Origin of the sequence: Thiomonas sp. 13-64-67, assembly GCF_002282795.1 — a bacterium.
GTDB lineage: Bacteria > Pseudomonadota > Gammaproteobacteria > Burkholderiales > Burkholderiaceae_C > Thiomonas > Thiomonas arsenitoxydans.
On sequence record NZ_NCKP01000068.1, the window covers coordinates 1 to 24,558 of the forward strand.

Annotated in this window: 18 protein-coding genes and 2 pseudogenes; 10 read left to right on the top strand and 10 right to left on the bottom strand. The window is 64.1% G+C overall.

Translation table 11 applies throughout. The features are described from left to right. The coding region (locus B7X30_RS13290; RefSeq protein ID WP_286731141.1) for a D-2-hydroxyacid dehydrogenase family protein at positions 1-798 on the top strand (798 nt) is incomplete at its 5' end. Position 799: 1 nt separating this feature from the next. On the opposite strand, the gene mnmE is transcribed toward B7X30_RS13290, so the two are convergent. The 5 genes and pseudogenes from mnmE to rpmH all read right to left on the bottom strand — a co-directional run bounded on the left by mnmE (position 800) and on the right by rpmH (position 5,131). Beyond that, entirely contained in the window at positions 800-2,218 is a 1,419-nt protein-coding gene (gene mnmE / locus B7X30_RS13295; protein ID WP_286731142.1) for a tRNA uridine-5-carboxymethylaminomethyl(34) synthesis GTPase MnmE, read from the bottom strand. A gap of 43 nt (positions 2,219-2,261) precedes the next feature. Continuing rightward, positions 2,262-3,959 (bottom strand): membrane protein insertase YidC, encoded by a 1,698-nt coding sequence (gene yidC, locus B7X30_RS13300; RefSeq protein WP_286731144.1) that lies wholly within the window; start codon positions 3,957-3,959, stop codon positions 2,262-2,264. Between the two features lie 286 nt (positions 3,960-4,245). Continuing rightward, positions 4,246-4,452, bottom strand: a pseudogene (yidD, locus tag B7X30_RS13305) (membrane protein insertion efficiency factor YidD); the annotation flags it as partial. Then, positions 4,449-4,865, bottom strand: coding sequence for a ribonuclease P protein component (locus B7X30_RS13310; RefSeq protein WP_286731145.1), 417 nt, complete (start codon positions 4,863-4,865; stop codon positions 4,449-4,451). The gene B7X30_RS13310 and the pseudogene yidD, both read right to left, overlap by 4 nt. 131 nt (positions 4,866-4,996) lie before the next feature. Then, entirely contained in the window at positions 4,997-5,131 is a 135-nt protein-coding gene (gene rpmH / locus B7X30_RS13315) for a 50S ribosomal protein L34 (RefSeq protein ID WP_013107607.1), read from the bottom strand. A 592-nt stretch (positions 5,132-5,723) separates the two neighbouring features. Between rpmH and dnaA the strand changes: the two genes are divergently transcribed. The 6 genes and pseudogenes from dnaA (at position 5,724) to B7X30_RS13345 (ending at position 16,897) form a co-directional block, all read left to right on the top strand. Further along, entirely contained in the window at positions 5,724-7,178 is a 1,455-nt protein-coding gene (gene dnaA, locus B7X30_RS13320; RefSeq protein WP_013104157.1) for a chromosomal replication initiator protein DnaA, read from the top strand. Positions 7,179-7,428: 250 nt separating this feature from the next. Next, positions 7,429-8,544: a DNA polymerase III subunit beta gene (gene dnaN / locus B7X30_RS13325; protein WP_013104158.1), complete on the top strand. Its 1,116-nt coding sequence runs from the start codon at positions 7,429-7,431 to the stop codon at positions 8,542-8,544. 121 nt (positions 8,545-8,665) lie between these two features. Then, positions 8,666-11,149 (top strand): DNA topoisomerase (ATP-hydrolyzing) subunit B, encoded by a 2,484-nt coding sequence (gene gyrB, locus B7X30_RS13330; protein ID WP_013104159.1) that lies wholly within the window; start codon positions 8,666-8,668, stop codon positions 11,147-11,149. 270 nt (positions 11,150-11,419) lie between these two features. Continuing rightward, a pseudogene (locus tag B7X30_RS13335) lies at positions 11,420-13,073 on the top strand (NADH-ubiquinone oxidoreductase-F iron-sulfur binding region domain-containing protein). Further along, on the top strand, positions 13,074-15,923 hold the full coding sequence (gene fdhF, locus B7X30_RS13340) for a formate dehydrogenase subunit alpha (protein ID WP_286731147.1): 2,850 nt from the start codon (positions 13,074-13,076) through the stop codon (positions 15,921-15,923). 17 nt (positions 15,924-15,940) lie between these two features. Beyond that, the gene (locus tag B7X30_RS13345; RefSeq protein ID WP_041608829.1) at positions 15,941-16,897 is read left to right on the top strand and encodes a formate dehydrogenase accessory sulfurtransferase FdhD; all 957 of its coding nucleotides are present in this window, start codon (positions 15,941-15,943) and stop codon (positions 16,895-16,897) included. 163 nt (positions 16,898-17,060) lie between these two features. Here B7X30_RS13345 and B7X30_RS13350 read toward each other — a convergent pair whose 3' ends face one another. Then, positions 17,061-18,041: a glucokinase gene (locus tag B7X30_RS13350; RefSeq protein WP_286731148.1), complete on the bottom strand. Its 981-nt coding sequence runs from the start codon at positions 18,039-18,041 to the stop codon at positions 17,061-17,063. Positions 18,042-18,176: 135 nt separating this feature from the next. Here B7X30_RS13350 and edd point away from each other — a divergent pair, with 135 nt between their 5' ends. Continuing rightward, positions 18,177-20,069 (top strand): phosphogluconate dehydratase, encoded by a 1,893-nt coding sequence (edd, locus tag B7X30_RS13355; RefSeq protein ID WP_276732196.1) that lies wholly within the window; start codon positions 18,177-18,179, stop codon positions 20,067-20,069. Further along, positions 20,066-20,689 carry a bifunctional 4-hydroxy-2-oxoglutarate aldolase/2-dehydro-3-deoxy-phosphogluconate aldolase gene (gene eda / locus B7X30_RS13360; protein WP_286731151.1) on the top strand — a complete coding sequence of 208 codons (624 nt, stop codon included), beginning with the start codon at positions 20,066-20,068 and terminating at the stop codon, positions 20,687-20,689. Before edd ends, eda begins: the two co-directional genes overlap by 4 nt. 20 nt (positions 20,690-20,709) lie before the next feature. Here the strand turns inward: eda and B7X30_RS13365 are convergent, their stop codons facing one another. From B7X30_RS13365 to B7X30_RS13380, 4 genes are read right to left on the bottom strand one after another with little or no spacing between them, the layout of a single operon-like run. Beyond that, a complete protein-coding gene (locus tag B7X30_RS13365) occupies positions 20,710-20,988 on the bottom strand; it encodes a hypothetical protein (protein ID WP_286731152.1) in 279 nt (92 codons plus the stop codon). Further along, complete coding sequence (locus B7X30_RS13370; RefSeq protein WP_013121842.1) at positions 20,948-21,157, bottom strand: hypothetical protein; 210 nt, start codon at positions 21,155-21,157, stop codon at positions 20,948-20,950. Before B7X30_RS13370 ends, B7X30_RS13365 begins: the two co-directional genes overlap by 41 nt. A gap of 14 nt (positions 21,158-21,171) precedes the next feature. Continuing rightward, complete coding sequence (cydB, locus tag B7X30_RS13375; RefSeq protein ID WP_286731154.1) at positions 21,172-22,305, bottom strand: cytochrome d ubiquinol oxidase subunit II; 1,134 nt, start codon at positions 22,303-22,305, stop codon at positions 21,172-21,174. Between the two features lie 5 nt (positions 22,306-22,310). After that, positions 22,311-23,948: a cytochrome ubiquinol oxidase subunit I gene (locus B7X30_RS13380; RefSeq protein WP_286731156.1), complete on the bottom strand. Its 1,638-nt coding sequence runs from the start codon at positions 23,946-23,948 to the stop codon at positions 22,311-22,313. A gap of 285 nt (positions 23,949-24,233) precedes the next feature. On the opposite strand from B7X30_RS13380, the gene B7X30_RS13385 reads away from it, so the two are divergent. Beyond that, complete coding sequence (locus B7X30_RS13385) at positions 24,234-24,557, top strand: DUF1840 domain-containing protein (protein WP_286731159.1); 324 nt, start codon at positions 24,234-24,236, stop codon at positions 24,555-24,557. The last annotated feature ends 1 nt before the right edge of the window (position 24,558 follow it).

Here is a 24,558-nt window from a genome sequence, read left to right on the forward strand (position 1 = left end):
CTCGTGGTGCAGACCGGCCGGATCGGCCCGCATGTGGATGTGCAAGCGTGCAGCGATCTGGGCATCGCCGTAGCCGATGGGCAGACCGACCCCGGCGTCACCGCCGAGCTGACCTGGGCACTGGTGCTGGCCGCCATGCGGCGTCTGCCGCAGTATGTCGCCAGTCTGAAGCATGGCGCCTGGCAGCAGGCCGGGCTGAAGTCGCAATCAATGCCGCCCAATTTCGGTCTCGGTCAGCGCCTCGCGGGCAAGACGCTGGGCATCTGGGGCTATGGCCGTATTGGCCAGCGCATTGCGCGGTACGGGCAGGCTTTCGACATGCGGGTTCAGGTCTGGGGCAGCGAGGCCTCGCGCACGCGCGCAACCGAGCATGGCTTGCTGGCGGCCGAGTCGCGCGAAGCCTTCTTCGCCACCAGCGATGTGCTCAGCCTGCACCTGCGCCTCACCGACGCCACCCGCCATCTCATCACCCTGGCCGATCTGTCGCTGATGCAACCCACCTCTTTGCTCGTCAACACCGCCCGCCCCGACCTCCTCGCCCCGGATGCGTTGGTGGCCGCGCTCAATCGTGGACGGCCGGGTCTGGCGGCGGTCGATGTGTTCGAAGCCGAGCCGATTCTGCAAGGCCATCCGCTACTGCGACTGGAAAACGCCATCTGCACGCCGCACATCGGCTTTGTCGAGCAAGATCACTATGAGCAGATGTTCGTCCAGGCCTTCCGGACCATCGCCCAGTTTGCCGCGGGCGATCTGAGCGCGGCGATCAATGCAGGCGATTTATCGCCGCGCCGACCTTGATTTATTTGCCGATACAGAAACTGGAAAAAATCGCCCCGAGCAGATCGTCCGGGGTGTATTCGCCGGTGATCGCCATCAGCGCCTGATGCGATAGCCGCAATTCTTCGGCGAGCAGATCCAGCGGCGCCTGCGCGTCCAGCTCGATCAAGCGCAAGGCCGCACCGAGATGTTGCCCGGTGTGCTCCAGCGCCTGCACATGGCGCTGACGGGCGATGAACACGCCCTCGCTGGTCGGCTGCGCCCCTGCCAGTTGCAGCAGCTTGAGACGCAAGTCCTGCAGACCGTCTCCGGTCGCTGCGGAAATCCAGACCGACTCACCGGCCTCCACGCCCCATTGCGCCCAGACTTGCGGCAATAGCCGCGCCTGGGCGCCGGTCTCGACGCAATCGCGCTTGTTGAAAACGTGGAGCAGGGGCGCGCCCTTGGGGAGTCCGCGGGCGATTTCCGCCTCGGCCTGGGCATAGCCCGGCGCCTGCAGACGCGTGAGATCGTGCAGGAACACCACTACATCCGCACCGGCGATGGCGTGCCAACTGCGCTGCACGCCGATGCGCTCCACCGCGTCGGCGCTGTCGCGCAGGCCCGCGGTATCGACGATGTGCAGGGGCACGCCCTCGATCTGGATGGTCTGGCTGACCTTGTCTCGCGTCGTGCCCGCAATGGGGGTGACGATGGCCAGCTCGGCGCCCGCCAATGCGTTGAGCAAGGAGCTCTTGCCCACATTCGGCTGCCCTGCCAGCACCACCTGGAGTCCTTCGCGCAGCAGTGCGCCCTGCCGCGTCTTGGCCTGCACCTGCTGCAGCGTCTGCTGCAAAGCCTGCAAACGCCGCTGCGCCTGTGCCTGGCGCAAAAAGTCGATGTCTTCCTCGGGAAAATCAAGCGTGGCCTCGACCAGCAGGCGCAACTCGACCAACTCGGCGGCCAGTGCGCGCACCGCCTGCGACAACTCTCCCGCCAGCGCCCGGGTGGCGCTGCGAGCGGCCGCCTCGGTACTGGCCTCGATCAGATCGGCCACGCTCTCGGCCTGCGCCAGATCGATTTTGCCGTTCAGAAACGCGCGCCGGGTGAACTCGCCGGGCTGCGCCACCCGCAAGCGTGAAGAAGCCCCCAGTTCGAGCAGCCGCGCCAGCAGCAGTTGCAGCACCACCGGCCCGCCGTGGATCTGCAACTCCAGTACGTCTTCCCCGGTGTAGGAATGCGGCGCCGGAAAAAACAGCGCCAGCCCTTGGTCGATCACCCCGCCCTGACCATCCCCAAACGGCAGGTAAGTGGCATGGCGCGGCAGCAGCGCCCGCCCTGTGATGGCCTGCGTCAAAGCCGCAAGCGATTTGCCCGAAGCCCGGACGATGCCCACGGCGCCGCGACCGGGTGCCGTGGCAATGGCCACAATCGGATCGGCGTCTTGCGCCAACAGATTCATGGCCGGGCAACCGCGCGGATCGAATGGGCCTTTGAGTGGGCCTTTACTTGGCCGCCGCTGTGGTGTCGGTCAACACACCCACGCCCATCTTCTTGTTGATGAACCACTGCTGCGCAATCGACGTGGTGTTGTTGGTCAGCCAGTACAACACCAGACCGGCCGGGAAGAAGAAGAACATGATGGAAAACGCCGCCGGCATGATCCACATCAGCCGCGCCTGCATCGGGTCGGGCGGGGTCGGGTTGAGCTTGACCTGCAGGAAGGACGTTGCCGTCATGATGGCCGGCAGGATGTAGTACGGGTCTTTGGCCGACAGATCGTGTATCCAGAGAATCCACGGCGCGCCGCGCAGCTCCACGCTCGACAGCAACACCCAGTACAGCGCGATGAACACCGGGATCTGGATCACGATCGGCAGGCAGCCACCCAGCGGATTGATCTTCTCCTTGCGGTACAGCTCGACCATGGCCTGATTCATCTTCGCCTGATCGCCCTTGTACGACTCGCGCAGCGCGTTGATGCGCGGCCCCACGGCCTTCATGCGCGCCATCGACTTATAGCTCGCCGCCGTCAGCGGGAAGAACGCCAGCTTGATCAGCAGCGTGAGCACGATGATCGACCAGCCCCAGTTCTGTACCACTTTGTGGATCATCTCCAGCAGCCAGAAAATCGGCTTGGCCAGAATGGTCACCCAGCCGTAGTCCTTCACCAGCTCAAGGCCGGGGGCGAGCGCGCCCAGCGTGCTCTCCAACTCGGGGCCGACGAACAGCTTGGCATCGGTGGTGATGCTCTTGCCCGGAGCAATTTGCGGCAGCGGCTGGATCACCCCAACCGCATACAGGTTGTCGCCCAGCTTGCGGGTATAAAGGTCACGCGAGCCTTCATAGGGCTCAGGCACCCAGGCCGAAACGAAGTAGTGCTGAATCATGGCGACCCAGCCGCTGTCCGCCTTCTTAGGCGCCTCGTTGGTCTTGAGATCCTTGAACTCAAACTTCTGGAACTTGTTGGCGTTGTCGTAATACGCCGGGCCGGTATAGGTGTGATAGAAGTGCGACTCGTCACCCGCAGGCGTGTTGCCGTCGCGCACGAGCTGCATATACATCTGCGGCGCCACTGCGGCACTGCCGGTGTTGGTGATGGTGTTCTGCACATTCACCACATAGCTGTCGCGGGTGAAGGTATAAGTGCGCTCGAGTTTGATGCCGCCCAGATCGGGCGAGACCAGTTTGACTTGCAGCGTCTTAGCGTTGCCCATGTCGCGCGGCCCCGGCAGCACCGTCATCTCGGTTTCATGGTTGGGAAAATCGCCCCCGATCAAGCCCGACTGCGCCATGTATTTATTGCTCGGCGTATCGTCGAACAAGACCACGTTCTTGCCCGGTTCGGTGCGGCTCTCATACTTGAGCAGTTTGGCATAGACCAGATTGCCGCCGCGCGAAGAAATTTTCACATCCATCAGATCGGTGCGGATGGTGGTGAGCTGGGCCGCGGGAGCGGCGGACGCCGCTGCGACCGGGGCGGACAGCGGTGCGGTTGCCGCAGCACCGGCGATATTTGGCGGCGTAGCCGCGGTTGGCGCCGCCTGCGGCACTGCGCTGGTCGGCGCGCTGGCGACTTGCGCCGGATGGGCCGGTGGCGTTCCGAACAAATCCGTCTCGCCGTTGTAGCGCAGCCAGGAGTTGTACAGAAAAATCATCGACATGGTGAAAACCACCCAGAGAACCGAACGGCGGAGATCCATACGCAAATCCTGTTGTAGTGATGCAGAAGTGCCCGATGGCCCGATGACTTCAGGGCTTGGGGGTGAACGATGAAGCGCGCAAGGATGAAGCAGAGGGAAATGAAACCGGGCTTTCCGGCCCCTCAGCGCAAGCGCCAGACTCCGCAGACGAGACTGATTCATCAGACCTCGACCCGCTATTGTGCATGGGCTGCGGTGACACAGCCTGCGCACCATCTGAAGCAATCGCATCTGACGCTTCGTCCTCTTCCGTCCGTCGGCGCCAGGGCGCCCAGGTGAAGGCGTCTGGCACCGGCTCATGCCCCCCCTGACACCAGGGCTGACACCGCAAAATTCTGACCGCGCCCAGATAGCTGCCCGCCGCTGCCCCGTGCCGCTCCAGCGCTTCGATGGTGTATTGCGAACAAGTGGGGTAAAAACGGCATTGCCCCCCCACCCAAGGGCTCAGCAGCAGACGGTACAGCCTTACCAGACCGATCAGAACAGACTTCATGCGGCACTTCGCCCAGTCACCACGACGGTGCGTTCGATCCAGCTTTTGAGCAAAGCATTCACCGCCTGCTGCACATAGGCCAGCAAAGCCGGTGAACGGGCGCTGCGGAATTCCGCCGGTAATTTGCGCGTCAACCGCAGCATCAACACCGGTGCCTGCATCTGTGCCTCGCTCGGCAGCCGCAACTCACGCAGCGCCTGGCGCATCACCCGCTTGATCAGATTGCGCCGTACCGCCGGTTTGCAGAACTTTTTCGGAATGACCAGACCAAGCCAGCAGCGCGGCTGGGCAGAGGCAGGGGCGGCGTCTGGCACCCACTCGGTCGGCGCCGCACGGTAGTGCAGGCGAAATTCAGCCTGTTGCGCGTAGCGCGCAGAAAACATCGCGGCAAACGCTTCGGGTTGCCGCAACATTTCGAGATGCAGAGTGCCCGATCGCGAGATCGGCTGATCTGCCATGACGTCGCCGACTGTCGAAAGATCGATATCGGCAGCCCGCAAAGCAGCAAGCCGCAGATCGTTCAAACCCAACAGCCCAGCGGATCTTAGACAGCCAGACGTTTGCGGCCCTTGGCGCGGCGTGCATTGATGACCGCGCGGCCACCCCTGGTCTTCATCCGCACCAAAAAGCCGTGGGTACGCTGACGGCGGGTCTTCGAAGGTTGATACGTACGTTTCATGAAACTCACCTTGATAAAAATAGAAGCTGCGCGCCTGGACCTGTGCCTTCATGCTGTGCACACTCATGCACACCACCCCACGAATCCAAAATACGCGCGCCGAAAAAACTTAAAGTCGCAAACTTGAAGTCTTGCTACGCGCAAGACCAAGATTCCGAAAAAAAGCCCTCCATTGGACTGAGATTCCATCCTCTTGTCAATCAAAAGAGGTTTTTCCAGAAAGCCCAGGCCCTGATGACCTTCAAAACGGCATTCAAAACCAACGATCATCCGCCTCAAATGCGCCCTGCAGCGCAAGCCCCCGGCCCCAAGAAAAATTGCCTGTTCCGTCTGTGGATAACTTGCACTGTGGAGTTAAACTGAGCGCTTTCCAAAGTTGACGATCGGTGGCCTTTTCGACGGGCCCTGCAGGCGGCTAACGCCCCTGTCGAGGCCGATTCAGCCCCCGGCTGAATGTCGAATGTCCTGAAAATTGCCCACAAAATTTTTTGTCTCCCCCTCAAGGCGCGCAGCCCGGTTCCGCAGCCAGGTTCTTTAACCGGCTACCGTTGAGCCAGCGCCTTCTGGAACTCGTCTCTCTCGCCGTACCTGCATGACACAAGAACAATCCTGGCAGCAGTGCTGCGCCCAGTTGGCCACGGTCATCCCCGATCAGCAATTCGCCGCCTGGATCAAGCCGCTGTCCTCCCCCCACTGGAGCGAGGATGGCAACACCGCCATCCTGCACGTTCCCAACCGCTTCAAGCTCGACTGGTTGCGCTCACAGTATGGCGCGCGCATCACCGAGTCGCTCAGCGCCATCGTAGGTCGTCCCGTGCAGGTCGAATTCATTGTGCAGAAAGCGCCGGCACGCGCCGCCATGCATCACAGCGGGGCGCAGGGTTTGCAGTCCGGCAGTGGGACAAGCTCCACATCGGGATCAGCGCAAGCGACTCATTCCGCCGACCACGCCACGCCCCAGCAATTGGCCAGTCCGGACGGCGTGAGTAACGCTGCGAGAGATGCCGCAGAAGCCGACGCCCTGGAGCGCTCGCGCCTCAACCCCATGCTCAGCTTCGAAACCCTGGTCACCGGCAAGGCCAACCAGCTTGCCCGCGCCGCGGCCATTCAAGTTGCGGAAAACCCCGGGCGCTCCTACAACCCGCTGTTCATTTACGGCGGCGTCGGTCTGGGCAAGACCCACCTCATGCACGCGGTCGGCAACGCCCTGCTGGCGCAACAGCCGGGCGCGCGCATTCGTTACCTGCAGGCGGAGCAGTTCGTCAGCGAAGTGGTGCGCGCCTACCAGCGCAAGGCCTTCGAGGAATTCAAGCGCTACTACCACTCGCTCGACCTGCTGCTGATCGACGACGTGCAGTTTTTCGCCGGCAAAGACAAGACGCAGGAAGAGTTTTTCTACGCTTTCGAGGCGCTGATCACCAAACGCTCGCAGATCATTCTCACCAGCGACACCTACCCCAAGGAACTCCGTGAGATGGATCAGCGCCTGGTCTCCCGCTTCGATTCCGGTCTGACGGTGGCCATCGAGCCGCCTGAGCTCGAAATGCGCGTGGCCATTCTGCTGCGCAAGGCCGATGCCGAACTGGCCCATCTGCCGGAAGAAGTGGCGTTTTTTGTCGCCAAGAACGTGCGATCGAATGTGCGTGAACTCGAAGGCGCGCTGCGCAAAATTCTGGCCTACGCCCGCTTCAGCGGCCAGGACGTGTCGATCGGTCTGGCCAAGGAAGCGCTCAAAGATCTGCTGTCGCTGCAAAATCGCCAGGTGTCGGTCGAAAACATCCAGAAAACCGTGGCCGACTTCTACAAGATCAAGGTGGCCGATATGTATTCCAAAAAGCGCCCTGCCAGCATCGCCCGTCCGCGCCAGATCGCCATGTATCTCGCCAAGGAGCTGACGCACAAGAGCCTGCCGGAGATCGGCGAGCTGTTCGGAGGGCGCGATCACACCACGGTGCTGCATGCGGTGCGCAAGATCGGACAGGAGCGCATCAAACTGCAGGAACTCAACCAACAGCTCCATGTACTCGAGCAAACTCTCAAAGCCTGAAGCCGAACCGCTTTTAGCGTCCTCCTTCTCAAAATGAACAAGTCGTTGTGTAGTGTGTGAAGAGTTTCTGGATAAGTCGGGGGCCAGCGCGTTTTCGGTCAAGTTGTTCCAAACCGTCCTTGCGCTCCAGACCGCTTGTCCACAGACTCCGGCTGCTGCGCAAACCGCATGAATACAGCGTTTTTTGTCTTATCCACAACACAGGCCGACCCTTACTATCAGTCCTATTCTGAATAAAGGAAAAGAAAGAATGAACAGATTGACGTCTTCCCGCGATGAACTGCTCAAGCTGCTCGGACAGGGAGCGGGCATCGTCGAGCGCCGCCAAACCCTGCCCATCCTCGCCAATGTGCTCATCCAGCACAACGCGAATGGCACGCTGTTCATCACCAGCGATATGGAAGTGCAGATCCGTCTGCAAGCGGGCGGAGCGGTACAGACCAGTGCGGAAGACGCGGCCATCACCGTCAATATGCGCAAGCTGCTCGACATCCTGCGCGCGGCCAGCCCGGGCAATGTGACCCTGGAATGGTCAGACGGCAAGATGACGGTTCGGGCCGCCAAAAGCCGCTTCAGCCTGCAAACCCTGCCGGCAGAAGACTTTCCGCTGGTACGCGCTGCGACCGACTTCAGCGACCACGCCCTGCGCCTGCCGCAAAAGCTGCTCAAGCGCCTGCTCGGCTTGACCCACTTCGCCATGGCGCAGCACGATATCCGCTACTACCTCAACGGCATGTTGTGGGTGGCCGATGGGCAGCAGATGCATCTGGTGGCCACCGACGGTCACCGCATGACCCTGGCCACCGCCCCGCTGGAAAAGGCGGTGGAGCGGCGCGAAATCATTCTGCCGCGCAAGACCGTGCTCGAACTCAGCCGCCTGCTCAGCGATGAAGACGACGCCATGATCGATATCGCCCTGGCCAGCAATCAGGCGCGCTTGACCCTGGACGGGCTGGAATTCACCAGCAAGCTCATCGAAGGCAAGTTTCCCGATTACCAGCGCGTCGTGCCCAAGGGCCACCGCAATATGCTGCAGGTCGAGCGCACGACTCTGCAGGCGGCGCTGCAACGCGTGGCCATTCTGACCAACGACAAGTTCAAAGGCGTGCGCGTCAACCTCGAACCGGGGCTGTTGCGGCTGACCTCTATCAACGCCGAGCAGGAAGAAGCGCAGGAAGAAATCGATGTCGACTACGGCGGCGACGTCATCGAAATCGGCTTCAACATTGCCTACCTCATCGACGCGCTGGCCAATATGACCTCCGACCAGATTCGCCTCGAACTGCAGGACGGCAACAGCAGCGCGCTGTTCACCATGCCCGACGAGCCCAACTTCAAGTACGTGGTCATGCCCATGCGGATCTGAGCGGGCGCCTTTATTGCGCCTATTGCGTCTATTGTGCGCATGCTCATTGCGCTTCACCCCGCCTCACCGAATCGATTTTTTTTCCATGAAAGCTCATGGAATCTGTTTTTGAAAGTGTCTGATGAACGAACCGAAGAACGACAGCTACAGCGAAAATTCCATTCAAATCCTGGAGGGACTCGAAGCGGTGCGCAAACGTCCCGGCATGTACATCGGCGACACCTCAGACGGCACCGGCCTGCATCATCTGGTGTTCGAAGTCGTCGACAACTCCATCGACGAAGCCCTGGCCGGGTTTTGTGATGACATCGTCGTCACCATCCACTCCGACAACTCCATCAGCGTGACCGACAACGGCCGCGGCATTCCTACCGGCGTGAAGATGGACGATAAGCACGAGCCCAAGCGCAGCGCGGCCGAAATCGCTCTCACCGAGTTGCACGCCGGGGGCAAGTTCAACCAGAACAGCTACAAGGTCTCCGGCGGCCTGCACGGCGTGGGTGTGAGCTGCGTCAACGCCCTGTCGCAATGGCTGCGGCTTGTGGTGCGGCGCGACGGCGAGGTGCATACCCTCGAATTCGTCCGCGGCGCGCTGCAAAACCGGCAGACGCAAATGATCGATGGCGTGGAAGTCTCCGTCGCTCCGATTACCGGCAAGACCGATAAACGCGGCACCGAGGTGCACTTCCTGCCAGATGCCGAGATTTTCACCACGGTCGATTTCCACTACGAAGTGCTGGCCAAGCGCCTGCGCGAGCTTTCCTTCCTCAACCACGGCGTCAAGATCCGCTTGGTGGATGAGCGTCAGGGCAAGGAAGAAAACTTCGCCTTCTCCGGCGGGGTGAAAGGCTTTGTCGAATACATCAACCGCGGCAAGAGTGTGCTGCACCCCAATATTTTTTATGCCCAAGCCGAGAAAGCTTCCGAGGTAGGCAGCACCATCAGCGTGGAAGTCTCCATGCAGTGGAACGACGGCTACGCTGAAACCGTGCAGTGCTTCACCAACAACATTCCGCAGCGCGACGGCGGCACCCACCTCACCGGCCTGCGCGCAGCGATGACGCGGGTGATGAACAAATACATCGACGACAACGAGTTGGCGAAAAAAGCCAAGGTCGAGATCAGCGGCGACGACATGCGCGAAGGCCTCACCTGCGTGCTATCGGTCAAAGTGCCCGACCCCAAATTCAGCAGCCAGACCAAGGACAAGCTGGTGTCGAGCGAAGTGCGCGGCCCGGTCGAAGACCTGGTGGCCAAGGCGCTGTCCGATTACCTGCTCGAAACCCCGACCGACGCCAAAATCATCTGCGGCAAGATCATCGACGCCGCCCGTGCCCGCGAAGCCGCGCGCAAGGCGCGTGAAATGACCCGCCGCAAGGGCGTGATGGACGGTCTGGGCCTGCCCGGAAAACTGGCCGACTGCCAGGAAAAAGACCCCGCCCTGTGCGAGCTCTATCTGGTGGAGGGCGATTCCGCCGGCGGCTCGGCCAAGCAAGGTCGCGACCGCAAGTTCCAAGCCATCCTGCCCCTGCGCGGCAAGATTCTCAACGTCGAGAAGGCGCGCTTCGAGAAGCTGCTCACCAGCAACGAAATCCTCACCCTCATCACCGCGATGGGCACCAGCATCGGCAAGGACGATTTCAACATCGACAAGCTGCGTTACCACCGCATCATCATCATGACCGATGCCGACGTGGACGGCGCGCACATCCGCACCCTGCTGCTGACGTTCTTCTTCCGCCAGATGCCCGAGATTGTCGAGCGCGGGCACATCTACATCGCCCAGCCGCCGCTCTACAAAGTCAAACACGGCAAGGATGAGCAATACCTCAAAGACGCCTCTGAGCTCGACGCCTACCTGCTGCGCGTGGCGCTGAAAGACGCCGTCATCCACCGCCCCGACACCCCAGCGCCGCTGGCGGGTGAAACCCTCGAACAGCTCGCCCGCCAGCATGTGCTGGCCGAAGCCGTGATCGCTCGGCTGGGCGTGTTCATGGACGAGCAGGCCCTGCGCGCCATCGTCGATGGTGTCGTCATCGACCTCGACCATGCGGCGCAAGCCAGCGCCGATGCGATGGCCGCCTATCTGGCGAAGCACACCGACCATGGCGAAGCGCCGCAAGTGCTCGCCGAAATCGACCCGCGTACCGAAAAACCGTATCTGCGTATCGTGCGCCGTCACCACGGCAACCTCAAATCCACCGTGCTGCACGCCGACTTCGTTCACGGGGCCGACTACGCCGTGCTGGCGCAGGCCGCGCAGACCTTCCACGGCCTTATCGCCGCGGGCTCCACCGTGCGGCGCGGCAACGGCGACAACGCCAAGGAAGCCGCCGTGGCCAGCTTCCGCGAAGCCATGGACTGGCTCATCCGCCAGGCCGAAAACACCGTCGGCCGCCAGCGCTACAAAGGTCTGGGCGAGATGAACCCCGAGCAACTCTGGGAAACCACCATGGACCCGGCCGTGCGCCGCCTGCTGCGCGTGCAGATCGACGACGCCATCGAAGCCGACCGAGTGTTCACCATGCTCATGGGCGACGAAGTCGAACCCCGGCGCGACTTCATCGAAACCAACGCCCTGCGGGCGGCGAATCTGGATATTTGACGACGTTTTGTAGATGAAGGCATAAGCTGAGCAAGCTATGGGGCTTCCAGTTCGATAAAGGTGGTCAATAGCCCGGCGCTTGAGCGGCGCTGGGCTTTTTTAGTCGCCGTGCTCGCATCGGCTGAGCAGAATTCAGTGTTCTGGCACGTGCAACACGCAGCGGCTAAAGTGACAGAGATTCGGTGACAGGGATGCGCGCAGCAGCGCGAGCTTGGCGCCGTTGCCAAAACAATTCCAGCTTGCGGAGCATCGATGTTCCGCTGAAACATCATGACCGATTCCTCTCCATCTTCCGACACCTCTGCCGTGGTTTTGGCTTCGGCCGATGAAATGCGCGGGCGTGCTCGGCGTCGGGGCAAGCTCAAGGGGCGCCAGCCCGAGTCGCAGGCGCTGGCCGAGGTGCAGCAGCTTATCGGCGCCGGGCCGCACCGCCGCGATCTGCTGATCGAGCATTTGCACCTCATCAATGACCAGTGGCACGGGCTGCACGAGCGCCATTTGGTGGCGCTGGCCCGGTTGATGAATCTGCCGATGGCCGAGGTGTACGAGGTGGCGACTTTCTATCACCACTTCGAAGTGCTGCGCGACGATGCCCAGCCTGCGGCCATCACGGTGCGCGTGTGCGACAGCCTGTCGTGCTCGCTGGCCGGGGCGAACGATCTTCTGCAGCGTCTGCCGCAGTTGCTCGGCGCCGAGGTGCGCGTGATGCCCACGCCTTGCGTGGGCCGCTGCGAGCAGGCGCCGGTGGCGGTGGTGGGGCAATGGCCGGTGGCGCATGCCACGCCAGACACGGTGCGCGAGAGCGTGGCAAACCGCCGCTTGCAGCATCCGCTACCTGCTGATGACGCAGACTTCGACCTGGCCGCAGCCGGCCCGCAGGCGGTCACCAACGGGTCGGGCGAGGTGACCCCGGCCTATGTCGGCTATGACGCTTACCGCGCGCGCGGCGGTTATGCGCTGGCGGCGGCTGTAGCCAGCGGCCAGCGTTCAGCGGAAGAGGTGATCAAAGCCTTGAGTGACTCGGGCCTGCGAGGCCTGGGCGGCGCGGGTTTTCCGGCAGGGCGCAAATGGGGCATCGTGCGCAACTACCCCGCGCCCCGGCTGATGGCGGTGAATATCGACGAGGGCGAGCCGGGCACCTTCAAGGATCGCACCTATCTCGAGCGCGACCCGCACCGCTTTCTTGAGGGCGTGCTGATTGCCGCGCAGGTGGTGGGCATTTCCACCTGCTACCTCTACCTGCGCGACGAGTATCACGGCGGCCGCGCCGTTCTGGAGCGCGAGATCGCCAGGCTGCAGGCCGATCCGCCCTGCGCGCTGCCGCACATCGAGCTGCGGCGCGGCGCGGGGGCGTATATCTGCGGCGAAGAGTCGGCGATGATCGAGAGCATCGAAGGCAAGCGCGGCGAACCGCGCATGCGTCCACCCTACATCGCTGAAATCGGTCTGTTCGGACGCCCCACACTCGAACACAACTTCGAGACCCTGTATTGGGTGCGCGATATCGTCGAGCGTGGCGCGGCCGCTCGACGGCCACACGCTCTACGCCTACCTGCCCGGCGGCGCTTCCGGGGGCATCCTACCGGCGCGGCTGGCCGATGTGCCGCTCGACTTCGACACCCTGCAGCCGCATGGCTGCTTCATTGGCTCTGCAGCCATCATCGTGCTCAGCGATCAAGACCGGGCCCGCGACGCCGCGCTCAACGTCATGCGCTTTTTCGAGCACGAAAGCTGCGGCCAGTGCACGCCCTGCCGCGTCGGCACCGGCAAGGCCGCGCAACTCATGCAGGCTCCGCAATGGGATCACGCCACGCTCGAAGACCTGAATCAGGTCATGTCCGACGCCTCCATCTGCGGCCTCGGACAGGCGGCGCCCAACCCGGTGCGCTGCGTGCAGACCTATTTTGCTCACGAGGTGTCTTGAATGAACACGAAGACGATCGAGCTTGAACTCAACGGCCGCCCGGTGCAGGCGCTCGAAGGCGAAACCCTGCTGGAGCTGGCCGACCGCCACGGTGTGGCGATACCCCGGCTGTGCCACAAACCCGGCTACCGGCCCGATGGCAACTGCCGCGCCTGCATGGTCGAGATCGACGGCGAGCGCGTGCTGGCGCCAAGCTGCTGCCGCACCGCGGCCCCCGGCATGAAGGTGCATGCCGACAGCCCGCGCGCGGTGAAGAGCCAGAACATGGTGCTCGAAATGCTGCTTTCCGACCTGCCCGAGACGGGCTACAAATGGCTGGGCGACGACGCCACCCGCCCGCACGGCGAACTCAGCGACTGGGCCGCGCGCCAAAGCGTGCAGGTGCGACCGGCGCTGGGGGAAACCCGCCGCACCCAGCCCGCGCCCGACGTGTCGCACCCGGCGATGGCGGTCAACCTCGATGCCTGCATTCAGTGCAACCGCTGCGTGCGCGCCTGCCGCGAAGAACAGGTCAACGACGTCATCGGCTACGCCTTTCGCGGCCATCACAGCGAAATCGTGTTCGACCTGCACGACCCCATGGGCGACAGCACCTGCGTGGCCTGCGGCGAGTGCGTGCAAGCCTGCCCCACGGGCGCGCTCATGCCCAAGACCCACATCGGCGCGCAGACGGTTGATCGCCGGGTCGATTCGGTCTGCCCGTTCTGCGGCGTGGGCTGCCAGATCACCTACAACGTGAAAGACGAGATCATCGTCAGCGTCGAGGGCCGCGATGGCCCCGCCAACCACGGCCGCTTGTGCGTCAAAGGCCGCTTTGGCTTCGACTACGCGCACCACCCGCAACGCCTGACCCGGCCGCTGATCCGCAAGCCTGGCGTGCCTAAAGACCCGGCTCTGCTGTCGCACCAGGGCGACTGGCGCGACGCCTTCCGCGAGGCCACCTGGGAAGAAGCGCTCGATTTCGCCGCCGGCAAGCTCAAAGACCTGCGTACCCGCCACGGCGACAAGGCGCTGGCCGGTTTCGGCTCGGCCAAAGGCAGCAACGAAGAGGCCTACTTGTTCCAGAAGCTGGTGCGCACCGGCTTCGGCAGCAACAACGTCGATCACTGCACCCGGCTGTGCCATGCGTCCAGCGTGGCCGCGCTGCTCGAAGGGGTGGGCTCGGGCGCGGTGAGCAACCAGGTCAACGATGTGGAGCATGCCGAGCTCATTCTGGTGATCGGCTCCAACCCCACGGCCAATCACCCGGTGGCGGCCACTTGGATGAAAAACGCCGCCAAGCGCGGCACCAAAATCGTGCTGGCCGATCCGCGCGTGACCGACCTCGGCCGCCATGCCTGGCGCACGCTGCAGTTCCGCCCCGATACCGACGTGGCCCTGCTCAACGCCATGATTCACACCGTCATCGAAGAAGGCCTGGTCGATCAGGAGTTTGTCACGCAGCGCGCCAGCAACTTCGAGGCGCTGAAGCAAAACATCCAGGGCTACAGCGCCGAGGCCATGGCGCCGATCTGCGGCATACCGGCCGAGACCATCCGCGAAGTGGCCCGCGCCTTCGCCACCAGCAAGGCCTCCATGATTCTGTGGGGCATGGGCATCAGCCAGCATGTGCACGGCACCGACAACGCGCGCTGCCTCATCGCGCTGACCAGCGTGACCGGCCAGATCGGCAAGCCCGGCAGCGGGCTGCATCCCCTGCGCGGGCAGAACAATGTGCAGGGCGCCAGCGACGCCGGTCTCATTCCCATGATGTACCCGAACTACCAGCTCGTCAGCAATCCGCAGGCGCATGCGTGGTTCGAGGCGTTCTGGCAGACGCGGCTCGACAACAAGCCCGGCTACACCGTGGTCGAGATCCTGCACAAATGCCTGGCGCCCGACAGCGATCCGCACAAGATACGCGGCATGTATGTCGAGGGCGAAAACCCGGCCATGAGCGACCCCGATCTGAACCACGCGCGGCAGGCGCTGTGCGCACTGGAACATCTGGTGGTTCAAGACATTTTCATGACCGAGACCGCCTGGCTGGCCGATGTGGTGCTGCCCGCGAGCGCCTGGCCCGAGAAGACCGGCACCGTCACCAACACCGACCGCATGGTGCAACTGGGGCGGCGCGCGCTCAACCCGCCGGGCGATGCGCGACCCGACCTGTGGATCATCCAGCAGATGGCCGCGCGCATGGGGCTGAACTGGCACTACCCCGGCCCGGAGCAGGGCGTGGCCGCGGTGTATGAAGAAATGCGCCAGACCATGGCGGAGGCCATCGGTGGCATTACCTGGGAGCGGCTGGAGCGCGAGGGCAGCGTGACCTATCCCTGCCTCACGCCGCAAGACCCGGGCCAGCCCATTGTGTTCGCCGACCGTTTTCCGACTGCGGACGGCCGCGTCAAATTGGTACCCGCCGACATCATTCCAGCGTCCGAGCGGCCCGATGCGGAGTTTCCGCAGGTGCTCATCACCGGTCGCCAGCTCGAACACTGGCACACCGGCAGCATGACGCGGCGCTCGGCCGTGCTGGGCGCTATCGAGCCGATGCCCACCGCGTCGATGAATTCGGCCGAGCTGCGCAAACTCGGCGTGCAGCCGGGCGAGCCCATCACCGTGCGTTCGCGCCGCGGCTCCGTGGTGCTCACCGCGCGGCGCGACGACGGCACGCCCGACGGCGCCGTATTCATTCCCTTCGCCTATTACGAGGCCGCGGCCAATCTGCTGACCAATCCGGCGCTCGACCCGTTCGGCAAGATTCCCGAGTTCAAGTACTGCGCGGTGGCCGTGAGCGCAGGCGGCACGCTGGCGCCGGTTGCGGGTTACGCCCGCAGCGGGGCCGAGATTTCGGAGCCATCGACATAGGCCTTATGGGCTTGAATATGGGCGATCTACCCGCTTTGGAGACCGTAGCGCCAACCGCCTTCGAGGCCGTGGCGCTGCCGCGTCGGCCCGACGCGCCCCGCCTCAGCCGGGCGCGCTGCGAGGTCGTGCGGCCGATCGGGATACTCGATCAGCATGGCGAGCATCGGCAGATCGACATCCCGACCGAACGTCCGCTGACGATCTACCTCGACAAACGCGAGCTGGTCACGCTGATGACTCTGGGCGCGAATCCCGAACTGCTGGTGCTCGGCTACCTGCTCAATCAGGGTCTGGTCGAGCAGGCGGGCGAGATCGACGGCATCGATGTGGACTGGGCGGTGGAGGCCGCGGCGGTGCGCACCCGCCACGGCGTCAGCGACCTCGAAGCCCGCGTCGCGCGCCGCGTCGTCACCACCGGCTGCGGGCAGGGTACGGTCTTTGGCGACGCGATGGCGCAACTGGGCCAGACCCGCCTGCCCGACGCGCAGGCCGCGCGCCTGCGCCAGGCCACGCTGATCAGCCTGCTCGACCAAATGAAGCTGCGCGACAGCGTGCACCGCCAGGCCGGATCGGTGCACGGCTGCGCGCTGTTTCACGGCGACGCGCTGCAATGCTTTGTCGAAGACGTCGGCCGCCACAACGCCATCGACACCGTCGCCGGGTGGATGGCGGTGCACGGCGTGCAGGGGGGAGACAAGGTGTTCTACACCACCGGGCGGCTCACCAGCGAAATGGTGATCAAGTCGGCCCGGATGGGCGTACCCATCATCGTGTCGCGCAACGGGGTGACCGCCATGGGCCATCAACTGGCCGAGACGCTGGGCATGACCCTGTTCGGCCGCGCCGCGGGTCGCCACTTCCTGTGCTACACCGGGTTTGAACGCTTCGACGCCGAAGCCCCGCCGTCCACCGCCCCTCTCGCCTTCGCCGACACGGTTCATGAGAAAACGCAGGGCCGCCCCAAGTTTTCTTGACACCCCACAGGGGCGGGCTGGGCCGTCCCCTTCCCGACTTTCCCCACGCTGGGGGGGAGGTGAGATCACTCCCTCCCCACTTGTGGGGAGGGTTGGGGTGGGGATTGCCCGGCCCTGGGGGCGCTCGGTAGGCGCCGCGCTGTTTCCCGCGGGACAAGAAGAGTCAGTGCGACTGCAGAAACTGATCAAGCGCCGCGGCTGCGCCGAGCAGTGCAGGCCAGGGGCTGTGGATCACCCAGACCGGAATATCGCGTAAATACGGCGAGGTGCGCCCTTTGTCTTCGAAGCGCTGGCGGAACGGGGAATGCCGAAAGAAATCGCCCAGACGCGGCACGATGCCGCCGCCGATATACACCCCGCCACGCGCTCCCAGGGTAATGGTCAGATCGGCCGCCACCGTGCCCAGCAAGGTGCAGAACAGCGTCGCTGTGTCGTGGCATAGCGCGTCGCTGCCGTCCAGGGCCAGGCGGGTGATCTCAGCGGCGCTGCGCTCGGGCGGCGTCTGCCCGGCGATCTGTCCGAGCGCCTGATGCAAAAACGCCATCCCGGTGCCGCTCAGCAGACGCTCGGCCGAAACATGGCCGAAGCGCGCATGCGCCAGACGCCAGACGGCCACCTCACGCTCATCAAAAGGAGCGAAGCTCACATGCCCACCCTCGCCCGCCAGCGGCGTCCAGCCCCCTTGTCCGTCGGGAATCAGGCCCGACACGCCCAGGCCGGTGCCCGCGCCCAGCAGCGCCAGCGGCGCGCCGGGCACGGCGCTGCCGCCGCCCACCTGAACGAGCTCGGCCGCGGGCAACTCGGGCAGGGCGCGCGCGAGCACGGCGAAATCGTTGAGCACCAGAAAGGTCTGCAGCCCCAGCTCGGCGCGTGTCTGGGCGATGGAAAAGGACCAGTGATGGTTGGTCATGCGGATCTGGTCGCCATAAACCGGGTTGGCGATACCGATGGCGACATGGCGCACGGCGGTCGCGCCGACGGCGGCGAGATAGGCGAGCAGCGCATCGGCAAAGCGGGCGTAATCCGCCGTGAGCAGCACGCGAATATCGCTCAGCCCTTGCGCGGTTTGCAGGGCGAATCGGGCATTGGTGCCGCCGATGTCGCCGACCAGGCGGGTGGCAGGAAGGGAGAGATTCGAGGTCATCTTGGGGGTGTACTCTGAGCAGCCTTGCCAGCACGGTAGGCATAGTATGTTGCCTGATGAAGCGGGTTTGAGCCCCTTGATGGCCTGCGGTGTGGAGTATCGCGGCCTATCGCTAAATGACTGTTTGGAGTTGCCATGTCTTCTTTACATCCCGTATTGGTGGCTGTGACGCAGCGCATCGAGGCGCGTAGCGCGGCGCGGCGCGAGGCTTATCTGGCGCGCGTGCGCGCAGCGCGGGGCAGCAAGGTCGAGCGCGGGCACCTCTCCTGCACCAACCTGGCGCACGCGATGGCGGCCGCCCCGGCGCCGGCCAAGCGGATGCTCAAGGAAATCACCCCGCAGTCCCGGCCCAATCTGGCCATCGTTTCCGCGTACAACGACATGCTCTCGGCGCACCAGCCGCTGGGCGCGTTTCCGGCCTGGATCAAGGAGGCCGCGCAGGCGGCGGGCGCCACGGCGCAGTTCGCCGGGGGCGTGCCCGCGATGTGCGACGGCGTGACCCAGGGGCAGGCCGGCATGGAGCTGTCGCTGTTTTCGCGCGACGTCATCGCCATGGCCACGGCGGTGGCGTTGAGCCACCAGATGTTCGACGCCGGGCTCTACCTCGGGGTGTGCGACAAGATCGTGCCCGGCCTGCTGATTGGCGCCCTGGCTTTCGGCCATTTGCCCGGCATATTCGTGCCCGGCGGCCCCATGACCAGTGGCATGGGCAACGACGAGAAGGCCCGCATCCGCGCGCTGTATGCCGAAGGCAAGATCGGCCGCGCCGAACTGCTCGAAGCCGAGATGCAGTCGTATCACAGCGCGGGCACCTGCACCTTCTACGGCACCGCCAATTCCAACCAGATGCTCATGGAGATCATGGGCCTGCACCTGCCCGGCTCGGCCTTCGTCAACCCTGGCACGCCGCTGCGCGAAGCGCTCACCCGCGCGGCCGCCACCCGCGCCGTGGCGATTTCTGCCGAAGGCCCGGAGTACACCCCGATCGGCGAACTGGTCGATGCGCGCGTGATCGTCAACGGCCTCGTCGGCCTGCTATGCACCGGCGGCTCGACCAACCACACCATCCACCTCGTGGCCATCGCCCGGGCGGCGGGCATCGACATCAACTGGACCGACTTCGACGATCTCTCCAAGGCCGTGCCCACGCTCACCAAGCTCTACCCCAACGGCCGAGCCGACGTCAATCAGTTCCACGCGGCCGGGGGCATGGGCTTTGTCATTCGCGAACTGCTCGCCGCCGGTCTGCTGCACCCCGATGTGCAGACCGTGGCCGGGCCCGGCCTGGCGCGCTACGCGCAGGAGCCCGGCTTCGATGGCGGCCAGCTCGTCTGGCGCCCGGTAAACGACGAGACGCTCGACCGCGACATTCTGCGGCCCGTCTCCGATCCGTTCGCCCCAGACGGCGGCCTCAAACTCATGACGGGCAATCTGGGGCGCGCCGTCATCAAGGTTTCGGCGGTCAAACCCGAATACCGCGTGATCACCGCGCCCGCCCTCATCTTTGACGACCAGGACGACCTGCTCGCCGCCTTCAAGCGCGGCGAGCTCGAGCGCGATTTCGTCGCCGTCATCCGCTTTCAGGGTCCGGCGGCCAACGGCATGCCCGAGCTGCACAAGCTCATGCCCACGCTGGGCGTGTTGCAGGAGCGCGGTTTCAAGGTGGCGCTGGTGACCGACGGGCGCATGTCGGGCGCCTCCGGCAAAGTGCCCTCGGCCATCCATGTCACGCCCGAGGCGGCGCACGGCGGGCCGATCGCCAAAGTACGCGAAGGCGATCTCATCACCCTGAACGCCCACACCGGAGAAGTCAACGCCGAAGTGCCGCCCGAAGTCTGGGCCGCGCGTCAGGCGCAGAGCGTCGACCTCAGCCGACGCCAATACGGCGTGGGCCGCGAGCTGTTCGCCGCCTTCCGCCACCATGTGGATGGTGCCGAGCAGGGGGCGACCAGCTTTCAGCATCCCGACTGGGCCAAACCAGAGCCCGCCCTGTCCGCTGTGCCCGTCGCAGCAGGAGCCACGCGATGACCGCCGAAGAACTGCTGCGCGCCGGGCCGGTGATGCCCGTGCTGGTGATCCGCGATGCCGGACAGGCCGTCGATCTGGCCACGGCGCTGGTGGCCGGCGGCATCCGCACCCTGGAGGTGACGCTGCGCACCCCGGCGGCGCTGGACGCCATCCGTCAGATTCGCGACCGCGTGCCCGGTGCGCTGGTGGGCGCGGGCACCGTGCTGAGCCCGACCGACTGGCAGCGCGCGCAAGACGCGGGCGCGATGTTCGGCATCAGCCCCGGGCTGACGCCCGCACTGCTGGCGGCTACCCGCCTTAGCAGCTTGCCCTTCGTGCCCGGCGTGGCCACCGCCAGCGAAGCCATGACGGCGCTGGACGCGGGTTTCACCGCGATGAAACTGTTTCCGGCCGAAGCCGTGGGCGGTCAGGCGCTGCTCAAGTCCTTGCACGGGCCGCTGCCGCAATTGCTGTTCTGCCCGACCGGGGGCATTCACCCGGGCAACGCCGCGGCCTATCTGGCGCTGCCCAACGTAGGCTGCGTGGGCGGCTCTTGGCTGGCGCCCGAAGCGGCCTTGGCCGCGCACGACTGGGCCGCCATCACCGCCCTGGCGCGTGAGGCGGCGGCGTTGCGACGGTGAGGGAGCGGCAGTCCGCGGGGTCAGTTCGGCTGATGCGGTTCTGCTGTGCGGGGTTCATCCAGACGTTCGAACCACACGACGGCGCCTGCCAGTAGCAGCACGAAAAAAGCGGTGCCGAAAATCCAGGCGAAGTACCACGAGGCGTTACTGCCCACGAGGATGCCGATGCCGATCACAAAAGCCAATAAAAAGGGCCAGGTTGCCCTGGCCTCGGAGCAAGGCTCTGCCGCGAAGCGAGAGCCTTCGGTGCGGCGTGACTCAGTGGCCGCCGCGTGGAGCGCCGCCGTTGCGGCGGTCATCTTCCTGGGCGTCGAAAAAGGCGCCCGAGGCGGCAGAAACCAGCACGATCATCGCGGTGCCCACGATCCAGGCGAAGTACCAGGAGGCGTAGTCACCGATGATCACGCCGATGACAATCGCAATCAGCGCGATGGTCATGAAGAGCACGAAATAAAGAAGGTTTTTCATGATGAGATCCTTGCTCAATAGGCGTGGGGGTCGGCTTCGACTTCCTTCGGATCGACCCTGCCGCGCATGACGTAGAACGCCCAGCTGGTGTACCAGAAGATGATGGGCACGAACACCACGGTCCAGCCGGTCATCCACAGCAGCGTGGTTTCACTGGAGATGGAATTCCACAGGGTCAGGCTTTGCGAGGGGTTGGAGCTCGACGGCATGAGGAAGGGGAACATGGCCACGCCGATGGTGCCGATGACCCCGATCCACGACACCGCGCCCAGCCACCAGGCCAGCGTGTGCTTGTTGCCGCGCACGCTCATCCAGCCGAAGAACAGACCGGCAAAACCGAGCAAGGGCACGGCCCAGAGGATGGGGTAGCTCTTGTAGTTGGACAGCCAGCCACCGGGCACCAGTTCGACCGTCTGCTGCAGCGGAGTTTGCGGCACGCCGGCTCCGGGGAAGCTCACGATCTTGTAGCCGTTGACCATGCTGACCCACACGCCGAGCACCGCGAACAGCACGATGGCGGCCAGGGCGGCATAGCCCGCTGCAGTGCGGGCACGGCCCGCGACGGGTTCGGGTGCGCGGCCCATCATCATCACGCCACCCATATAGACCGACAGCGACAGCGACAGCAGGCCGGCCAACACCGAGAACGGGTTGAACAGGAAGATGAAGCTGCCGGTGTAGATCGAGCGCAGGTTCCACTCGTAGTGGAAGGGCACGCCCATCAGCATATTGCCCATGGCGGCGCCGAAGATGATCATCGGCAGCGCGCCGCTGAGCAGCAGCGTCCAGTCCCAGGCGTTACGCCAGGCCGGCGAGGCGATCTTGCTGCGGTATTCAAACCCCAGCGGGCGCACGATCATGCTCCAGAGCAGCAGCAGAATGACCACGTATAGACCGGAGAACGAAGTGGCATAGATCAGCGGGTAGGCCGCGAAGATTGCGCCGCCGCCGAGGATGAACCACACCTGATTGCCGTCCCAGTGGGGTCCGATGGCGTTGAGCATGGAGCGGCGCTCGGTATCGGTTTTGCCGATGAAGCGCAGCAACGTACCCACGCCCATGTCCATGCCGACCATGGTGCCCAGCCCGACGAACAGCACGCCGAGCAGGACCCACCACAAGACTTGAAGGATGAGATACAAGTCCATGACTATTACTCCTTATGGGCGCTCATCGGAGCGGCCGGGTTGGGGGCGAAACCACCGCCGAACGACGGCTGGGGTTTGCGGCCTTGGGGAATGGCCGGAGCGGACGGCGTGCCGTGCTCTTCTGGCCCTTGCTTGATCGCGCGCACCATCAGATACATCTCGACGGCGATGAAGATGGAGTAGAGCGACACAAAGCCCACCAGCGAGAAGATCATGTAGCCCACGCTATGGCTGGATGCAGACATCCAGGTGGGCAGCATGCCGAACACGGTCCAGGGCTGACGGCCCACTTCCGCGACGACCCAACCCATTTCGCAGGCGAGGAAGGGCACGGGGATCATCCACGGGGCGAATTTGAGGAACCAGCGGTTCTTCGGGTGCTCCAGCTTGCCGCTGATGGTGAGCATGGCGGCGTAGACGAAGTAAGCCAGCATCAGCAGACCCAGGCCCACCATGATGCGGAAGGTCCAGAAAATCACCGAGACTTCGGGGATGGTGTCCTTGGCGGCCTTGGCAATATCCGCATCGGTGGCCTTGGAAACGTCTTGGTCAGGCGCGTAGCGGGTCACCAGGAAACCGTAGCCCAGGTCTTTCTCGTGCGCTTTGAACTGCGCCATGGCGGCGGCATCGTTGGGGTTCTTGCTCAACAGCTTGAGCGCTTCCACCGCCGGAATGCCGTCCTTGATGCGCTGTCTCGCGTCCGCCTCGATCTGGTCAACGCCCGGCACGACCTTGGTGAGGGTGTGAGTCAGCAGCGGCGTGAGCACATACGGCACCTGGATGGACCAGACGTTCTTCTGCTCGCTTTGCGACGGCCAAGCCACCACATTGAACGGAGCAGGCGCAGCCTCGGTTTGCCACATGGCTTCCATGGCGGCGAGCTTGGACGGCTGCGCATGCGCGCCGACGAAACCCAGCGCGTCACCCAGGGTGATGACCCCGGCAGTGGACAGCACGCCGAACAGGGCCGCCATGCGGAAGGAACGACGGGCAAGATCCATATGGCGGTTGCGCACCATGTACCAGGCGCTCACCCCGGCCACGAACACGGCGGCGGTGACGTAGCCGGCGATGCTGGTGTGCACGAACTTGGCCTGCGCGTCCGGGCTGAAAATCAGCGCGCCGAAATTGGTGAGTTCCATGCGCATGGTCACCGGGTTGAACGCGGCGCCTTGCGGGTCTTGCATGAAGCCGTTGGCCACCAGAATCCACAAGGCCGACAGATTGGAGCCGATCGCCACCAGATAGGTCACCAGCAGATGCTGACCTTTGGTCAGGCGCTTCCAGCCGAAGATCATCATGCCGATCATGGTGGATTCCATGAAGAAGGCCATCAGCCCTTCAATCGCCAGCGGAGCGCCGAAGATATCGCCGACGAAACTGGAATAGAACGACCAGTTGGTGCCGAACTCGAACTCCATGGTCAGGCCGGTGGCCACGCCCAGGGCGAAGTTGATGAGAAACAGCTTGCCCCAGAACTGGGTCATGTCGCGGTAGATCGTCTTGCCGGTGGTGACGTAAACCGTCTCCATGGCGGCGATCATGAAGCTGATGCCCAGGGTGAGGGGGACGAAAAGGAAGTGGTATAGCGCGGTGGAGGCAAATTGCCACCGCGATAAGTCCACGACGAGGGTGTCGATCATTTTGGCGCTCCTGTTGTGTCGATCCGTGGGTCTTCGCTGTGCAAGGATAGGCGTCGATGTATCTCATTTTTTTGATTTGGAGCAAGGTCAGGGAATTCCCTAGGGCCGGGTGTTGTCAGTGCACGGCAAAGTGGCGCGGCAAAACGTCGCAGCCCGGCCCTGGGGGCGTTCAGGATGCTTGACCCAAGGCGCTGCGGAACCTCCGCATGACAGCGCCGGCTTCGGGCGGGCACAATGCGGCGTAGAGACGGCGCGTCGGCGTCTCGCTGAATGGAGCACATTCCCATGATCTACAAGTTTCAATCGAAGGCCGATAGCGATTTGTTCATGAACGTCGGCCCGGCTCAGCGCATTTTGTCCATCATCGGTAAATCGGCCGAGCCGCAGGGCATCATCGAGCCGACCGAAATGCCCGCAGCCATCGCCGCGCTCGAAGCTGCCGTTAATGAGGAAGAGCAGGCGCGCAGCGCGGCCGTGGAGTCTGCGACGGCCGACGGGCAGGTGGTTTCCTCCGCCCAGCCGATCGGCCTGAAGCAGCGCGCTTGGCCGTTTATCCAGATGCTCAAGCGCTGCCAGCAGGCGGATACCCCGGTGGTCTGGGGCGTCTGAA